1 protein-coding gene is annotated in these 253 nt (G+C 59.7%); it reads left to right on the forward strand.

Annotation, left to right across the window (positions count from 1 at the left end):
• On the forward strand, positions 1-253 hold a 253-nt coding region (locus JNB91_RS30640), incomplete at both ends, for a DDE-type integrase/transposase/recombinase (protein WP_220329146.1).

Below are 253 nucleotides of genomic sequence, written 5' to 3' on the forward strand. Positions count from 1 at the left end.
TCGACGATTGCACCAGGGAATGCCTGGCACTCGTCGCCGATACGTCCCTTTCCGGCCTGCGAGTTGCCCGTGAACTGGATCGGATCATCGAGGGACGAGGCAAGCCGAAGATGATCGTCAGCGACAATGGCAGCGAGTTCACCAGCAACGCGATCCTGCAATGGACGGATCGGACCAAGGTGGAATGGCACTACATCGCGCCTGGCAAGCCGATCCAGAACGCCTTCATCGAAAGCTTCAATGGGCGGCTGCG

This window comes from Aliirhizobium wenxiniae, assembly GCF_019511445.1.
Classification (GTDB): Bacteria; Pseudomonadota; Alphaproteobacteria; order Rhizobiales; family Rhizobiaceae; genus Neorhizobium; species Neorhizobium wenxiniae_A.